The organism is Emticicia sp. (assembly GCF_049241225.1).
GTDB lineage: Bacteria > Bacteroidota > Bacteroidia > Cytophagales > Spirosomataceae > Emticicia.
This window is the reverse complement of the sequence record NZ_JBMLRC010000365.1, coordinates 10805-17900: the sequence shown is the minus strand read 5'-3', so window position 1 is coordinate 17900 and position 7096 is coordinate 10805. Positions and strand designations below refer to the sequence as shown.

Sequence of the window (7096 nt, the reverse complement as noted above, 5' to 3'; positions counted from 1 at the left end):
TCTACATTCTTAATTCTCAATTTTTCATTAATTAAACATATTCTCTGCGTTGTTTCGCTGCCTCTTGTTGTCTTTTCTTTTCGGCTGCGGCTTCGAGTTCTGCTTTGCTACCAACGATAATGTTTTGGTATTTACGGTTACCAGTTCCGGCTGGAATCAAGTGACCAACGATAACGTTCTCTTTCAAGCCTTCGAGTGTATCACGCTTACCTCTTACGGCAGCTTCTGATAATACTTTAGTAGTCTCTTGGAACGATGCCGCTGACATGAATGATTCCGTACCTAACGATGCCGTAGTGATACCTTGTAATGTCGGACGAGCAACCGCTGGCATTGCATCACGAACCACGAGTTGTGCTAAGTCAGCACGTTTCAAGCGGCTATTTTCGTCACGCATTTCACGAGCAGTGATGATTTGTCCTGGTTTGAACTTATCAGATGCACCTGCGTCCATTACAACTTTCTTATCAAGAATCTTATCGTTTCCTGCACGTACTACCCACTTATCAACCATTTGGTTGTCCAAGAAGAGCGTATCACCAGAGTCAATCACCTCAACTTTTTGCATCATTTGGCGAACAATCGTTTCGATGTGCTTATCAGAGATTTTTACCCCTTGTTGGCGATATACGGCTTGTACTTCGTTTACTAAGTATTCTTGTACGGCGGTTGGCCCTTTGATACGAAGAATATCGGCTGGCGTGATAGCTCCATCAGAAAGTGGGTCACCTGCCAATACGAAGTCTCCGTCTTGTACTAAGAATAGTTTCGACAAAGGCACCATGTATTTCATCTTGATACCATCTTTCGCCTCAACAAAAATCTCACGGTTACCACGTTTGATAGCACCGTATTGTACGATACCGTCAATCTCCGATACAACCGCAGGATTTGATGGGTTACGAGCCTCAAATAACTCAGTGATACGAGGCAAACCACCCGTAATATCTCGGTTCATGTTGATGGCACGAGGAATCTTAGCTAAGATTTGTCCAGCTTTGATGATTTTGCCATCTTCCACAGTCAAACGAGCCAATACTGGCAAGTTGTAAGCTTTTTCTTCTTCACCATTGCTTGTTCTTACGATGATTGAAGGGTTTTTCGTACGGTCTTTCGATTCGATGATAACTTTATCACGGAAACCAGTTTGCTCATCGGCTTCTTCTTTATAAGTTACGTTCTCTTCGATTGCATCGTATTCTACAACTCCATCAATATCAGCAAGGATAACGGCGTTAAATTGGTCCCAATGGCAAAGTGTATCACCTTTGGCAACTTGTTGTCCGTCTTTTACTTCCAATGTTGCACCATAAGGTACGTTATTTACGATAAGTACGTTGTTTGTACCTGTTTCGATAATACGAATCTCACCACGACGACCCAACACTGTTGTAATTTCGTTACCTTCACGGTCAGTTGACTGTACGGTACGCATTTCTTCGAGTTGGATTGTTCCAGCAAATTTCGCTTTGATGTTTGCTTCTGAAGCAACGTTTTGGGCAGTACCCCCTGTGTGGAACGTACGGAGTGTAAGCTGAGTACCTGGCTCACCGATTGATTGTGAGGCAATTACACCAACTGCTTCACCACCTTCCGACATACGGCCAGTAGCCAAGTTACGTCCATAACATTTCGCACAAACACCCGTTTGTGTTTCGCAAGTCAATACCGAGCGAATTTCTACTGTTTCGATAGCTGTTTCGTCGATTTCTGCCGCAATTTCTTCGGTGATTTCTTCGCCAGCTTTTACGATAAGTTTCTTCGTCAATGGGTCAATTACATCATAAACCGATGTACGGCCCAAGATACGCTCAGAAAGTGGCTCAACGATGTCTTCGTTGTCTTTCAAAGCTGAAACCTGAATACCACGTAAAGTTCCACAGTCGATTTCGTTTACTACTACGTCTTGAGCAACATCGTGCAAACGACGAGTTAAGTAACCAGCATCGGCAGTTTTTAGGGCTGTATCGGCCAAACCTTTACGAGCACCGTGAGTTGAGATAAAGTATTCGAGTACGTCGAGACCTTCTTTGAAGTTAGACAAGATTGGGTTTTCGATGATTTCTCCAACCGAGCCTTGAATATTCTTTTGTGGTTTCGCCATCAAACCTCTCATACCACCCAACTGACGCACTTGTTCTTGCGAACCACGAGCTCCAGAGTGCATCATCATATAAATTGGGTTGAAACCTGCTTGGTCTTCTTCCAATTGTTTCAATAGAATCACACGCATCGAACTATTTACACGTCCCCAAATATCAATGATTTGGTTATAACGCTCACGCTCAGTAATGATACCGAACATATAGTTGTTTTGTACTTCTTCTACTTCTTTTTTCGCATCTTCAACGAGTTTTGCTTTTTCTGGCGGAACAATGATGTTGTCCAAACCGATTGACAAACCTCCACGGAAGGCTGTTTGATAACCCAATTGCTTGATGTCATCTAAGAATTGTGCTGTACGAGCATAACCAGCTTCTTTGAATACACGACCGATAAGCTGTTGTAGCTTTTTCTTAGTCAATAATTCGTCGAGGTAACCTACTTCTTCAGGTACACACTGGTTAAACAAGATACGTCCAGCAACGGTATCAACGATTTTCCAAACTAAGTTGCCGTTTTCGTCTTTTACCTTCACACGACACTTGATGTGAGCGTGTTTTGAAACCGCACCTTCGTTCATCGCAATGATTACTTCTTCTGGCGAGTAGAAAGTAAGACCTTCACCTGGCTCTTTGTGAGTTGGTGTTGATTTACGTCCTTTCGTTACGAAGTAAAGACCCAATACCATGTCCTGAGAAGGTACAGTGATTGGAGCTCCGTTGGCAGGGTTCAAGATATTATGAGCAGCCAACATCAAGATTGAAGCTTCCATGATTGCTTCCTGACCAAGCGGCACGTGAACGGCCATCTGGTCACCGTCAAAGTCAGCGTTGAAGGCTGTACAAACGAGTGGGTGCAATTGGATTGCTTTTCCTTCCACCAATTTAGGTTGGAAAGCTTGGATACCAAGTCTGTGGAGCGTAGGGGCACGGTTCAAAAGAACAGGGTGTCCTTTCAATACGTTTTCCAAAATATCCCAAACTACTGCATCTTTTCTGTCAACGATTTTCTTAGCAGATTTTACCGTCTTAACGATTCCACGCTCAATTAACTTTCTGATAATGAACGGTTTGAAAAGCTCGGCTGCCATATCTTTTGGTAAACCGCACTCGTGTAGTTTCAATTCTGGACCTACAACGATTACCGAACGACCAGAGTAGTCAACACGCTTTCCAAGTAAGTTTTGGCGGAAACGTCCTTGCTTTCCTTTCAACATATCAGAAAGTGATTTCAAGGCACGGTTACCTTCCGAACGAACAGCGTTTACTTTACGAGAGTTGTCGAACAATGAGTCAACAGCCTCTTGTAACATACGTTTTTCGTTACGTAAGATTACTTCTGGAGCTTTGATTTCTAACAAACGTTTCAAACGGTTGTTACGAATAATCACACGACGGTAGAGGTCATTCAAGTCAGAAGTTGCGAAACGACCACCATCCAATGGCACGAGCGGACGCAATTCTGGTGGAATAACTGGCACCATACGGATAACCATCCACTCAGGTTTATTTTCGATACGAGTGTTTGCATCACGTAAAGCTTCTACGATTTTCAAACGCTTCAAGGCATCAGCCTTACGTTGTTGTGAAGTATCGGTAGCCGCAGCGTGACGAAGGTCGTATGATAATTGGTCTAAGTCAAGGCGAGAAAGCATCATTTCTAAAGCTTCAGCACCCATTTTGGCGATAAATTTATTAGGATCTTTATCGTCGAGCATTTGGTTATCACGTGGCAATTTGTCCATGATGTCCAAATATTCTTCTTCAGTCAAGAAGTCGTTTTTAGAAACTCCATCTTCACCTTTGATACCCGGTTGGATAACGACGTATCTTTCATAGTAAATAATTTGGTCGAGTTTCTTCGACGACATACCTACTAAGTAACCAATTTTGTTTGGTAAACTACGGAAGTACCAAATGTGAGCCACAGGCACAACGAGTTCGATGTGTCCCATACGTTCACGACGTACTTTCTTTTCGGTAACTTCTACACCACAACGGTCGCAGATGATACCTTTGTAGCGAATACGTTTGTATTTACCACAGTGACATTCCCAGTCTTTTACCGGACCGAAGATACGCTCGCAAAACAAACCGCCCATTTCGGGTTTGTAAGTACGATAGTTGATTGTCTCAGGTTGAGTAACCTCGCCAAAAGAGCTTTCTAAGATTGACTCTGGTGAAGCCAAACTGATAGTGATGCTCTGGAAGTCACTATTGAGTTTTTTATTTTTCTTTAAAGACATTTTATATGCTTTTAAAATGTGTCAGAAAACTGTTAATTTTTTGTCTTTCGCTTTGAAAGTTTTTGCACTAAAAATTCAAAAGTTTTATTCTTCTTTTGATAACATTTTACTTGGGTCTCGGCGAGTATCAAAAACTGCTAAGATTTCGACAAGCCCTTTACTGGTATTGATTTGATATAGAATTTTGTAATTACCTTGAACTAAATATCTTACGGTTTCTCCTCCTGCATTATGATTTTCTTGTACTGCTCCCATTTTTGGGAAATTTTCCAAGAGAGTAGTTTTGTCAAAGATTTTATCAATTTCTTTATCTGCAGAGAGTTTGCCTCGATTGATTTTTAATTTCTCATAAACTTCCTCTACATCATTTACAGCAGATTCTTTCCAGTCAACTCTCATCACATTCTATTTTTTACCCTTTCCCTTGCTTCTGAATTAGTGAAAGAAATAGTGCTATTTCGAGCCTTTATTATCTTTTCTGTCAATTCCTGTTCGGTCATTGGTTTCAAAAAATCTTTTTCCGCTTTTCGTTCATAAGTATGTTTTTTGATGAACGAGACAATTTCTTGAACAAAACTTTCATCTTGTTCGTTGGCAAGCCATTCTAAAACTTCTATTTTAGATGTTTGCATTGTTGGAGAAAGTGAATTTGCCATTTTCGAGAAAAATTAATGTTATCATTACGAAATTAAGGAAAAGGTCAAGTTTTTCAACCTTTTCCCCAATAAAACCAATGATTTTATTGCAAAGTAATCTCTAATGCTAAGCCTCGTAATTCGTGAACCAATACGTTGAATGATTCTGGGATATTTGGTTTTGGCAAATTCTCTCCTTTTACGATTGCTTCGTATGCTTTGGCACGACCCAATACATCATCAGATTTTACAGTCAAGATTTCTTGTAAGATATGCGATGCACCGAATGCTTCCAATGCCCAAACCTCCATCTCTCCGAAACGCTGACCACCAAATTGTGCTTTACCACCCAATGGTTGTTGCGTAATGAGTGAGTATGGTCCGATTGAACGGGCGTGCATTTTATCATCAACTAAGTGACCGAGTTTCATCATATACATGATACCTACGGTTACTTTTTGGTCGAATGGCTCACCAGTCAAACCGTTGTATAGTTGCGAACGTCCGTAAGGTGGTAAACCTGCTTCTGCCAATTCGGCTGATACTTCTTCTTCAGTAGCACCATCAAAGATTGGCGTAGCATATTTACGTCCTAATTTTCTACCCGCAAGACCTAATACAACTTCGTATAGCTGACCGATGTTCATACGAGAAGGTACACCAAGTGGGTTCAACACGATGTCCATTGGCTGACCTTCTGCCGTAAATGGCATGTCTTCATCACGAACGATACGAGCCACAACCCCTTTGTTTCCGTGACGACCGGCCATTTTATCACCCACTTTCAACTTACGTTTCTTAGCGATGTAAACTTTAGCCAATTTCACGATACCTGCTGGTAATTCGTCACCAACTTCCAACACAAAACGCTCACGTTTGAATCGACCGATTACTTCGCTACGACGAGCCAAGTAGTTCTTACAAAGTGTTACGATTAGTTTGTTGAAAGCAGGGTCTTCTGTCCAACCATCCAAGATTACATCTCCTAATAAGTTTACTTCTTCAGGAACATTATATTGGCTTTCGTCAACATAATTGTTTTTATCTGGGAATAAGTTATTGGTAATGTTTGAGCGGTTGAATTTCATGCCTTTAGAGATAAGTTCGTCTCCAAATTTATGTTTCACACCTACAGTTGTTTTGCCATCAAGCAATTCAACCATTTTATCAATCATCAATGCACGGAGTTCGATTAATTGGCGTCCGTGTTTTTTCATCAATGCTTTTAATTCGTCTTTGTGTTTCGAACGCTCTTCTTTGCTTGGGCGAGAGAAAAGTTTGGTGTCGATAATTACACCGTCCATTGATGGTGGTGCTTTTTTCGAAGCATCTTTCACGTCACCTGCTTTATCGCCGAAGATAGCACGGAGGAGTTTTTCTTCTGGAGTTGGGTCTGATTCTCCTTTTGGAGTAATCTTACCAATTAGAATATCACCTTCACGTACACGTGTACCAGTGCGAACGATACCGTTTTCGTCGAGGTTCTTTACTGTTTCTTCCGAAACGTTTGGAATCTCAGCCGTTAATTCTTCTTCTCCACGTTTTGTATCACGTACTTCGAGTTCGTATTCTTCGATGTGAATTGATGTGAAAATATCTTCACGAACAACTCTCTCAGAGATTACAATCGCATCCTCAAAGTTATATCCTTGCCAAGGCATGAAGGCAACCAAGAGGTTACGTCCGAGAGCAAGCTCTCCGCCTTGAGTAGCATATCCTTCTACAAGGATTTGACCTTTTTTCACTTCCTGACCTTTTAATACAATCGGACGAATGTTGATACAAGTATCTTGGTTCGTGCGGCGATGTTTGATAAGTTCATAAGAAGTTACGTTAGAATCGAAGCTCACCAATGATTGCTCATGAGTCCAGTTATAACGAACCTTGATAACATTTGCATCAACGTATTCGATAACACCATCTTCTTCGGCAACCACTAAAGTACGTGAGTCACGAGCCAAACGGCCTTCGAGGCCTGTACCTACGATTGGAGCTTCTGGACGCAACAATGGCACTGCTTGACGTTGCATGTTCGAGCCCATCAAGGCACGGTTGGCGTCATCATGCTCAATGAATGGAATCATTGAAGCGGCCACTGATACAATCTGATTTG

The 7096-nt window shown here is 41.6% G+C and carries 4 protein-coding genes; all 4 read right to left on the bottom strand.

Annotation, left to right across the window (positions count from 1 at the left end):
- Positions 1-31 precede the first annotated feature (31 nt).
- A complete protein-coding gene (rpoC, locus tag ACOVO2_RS19280) occupies positions 32-4348 on the bottom strand; it encodes a DNA-directed RNA polymerase subunit beta' (protein WP_421771543.1) in 4317 nt (1438 codons plus the stop codon).
- An 84-nt stretch (positions 4349-4432) separates the two neighbouring features.
- Positions 4433-4747, bottom strand: a complete 315-nt coding sequence (locus ACOVO2_RS19275) for a type II toxin-antitoxin system RelE/ParE family toxin (RefSeq protein ID WP_421771542.1) — start codon at positions 4745-4747, stop codon at positions 4433-4435.
- Entirely contained in the window at positions 4747-5004 is a 258-nt protein-coding gene (locus tag ACOVO2_RS19270; RefSeq protein WP_421771541.1) for a hypothetical protein, read from the bottom strand. The genes ACOVO2_RS19275 and ACOVO2_RS19270 overlap by 1 nt, the downstream gene beginning before the upstream one ends.
- Before the next feature lie 83 nt (positions 5005-5087).
- On the bottom strand, positions 5088-7096 hold a 2009-nt coding region (gene rpoB / locus ACOVO2_RS19265), incomplete at its 5' end, for a DNA-directed RNA polymerase subunit beta (protein ID WP_421771540.1).

Bases quoted from the DNA above. Each gene is read 5' to 3' on its own strand.
- rpoC (WP_421771543.1), bottom strand. From the start codon at position 4,348: ATGTCTTTAAAGAAAAATAAAAAACTCAATAGTGACTTCCAGAGCATC.
- ACOVO2_RS19270 (WP_421771541.1), bottom strand. From the start codon at position 5,004: ATGGCAAATTCACTTTCTCCAACAATGCAAACATCTAAAATAGAAGTT.
- ACOVO2_RS19275 (WP_421771542.1), bottom strand. From the start codon at position 4,747: ATGAGAGTTGACTGGAAAGAATCTGCTGTAAATGATGTAGAGGAAGTT.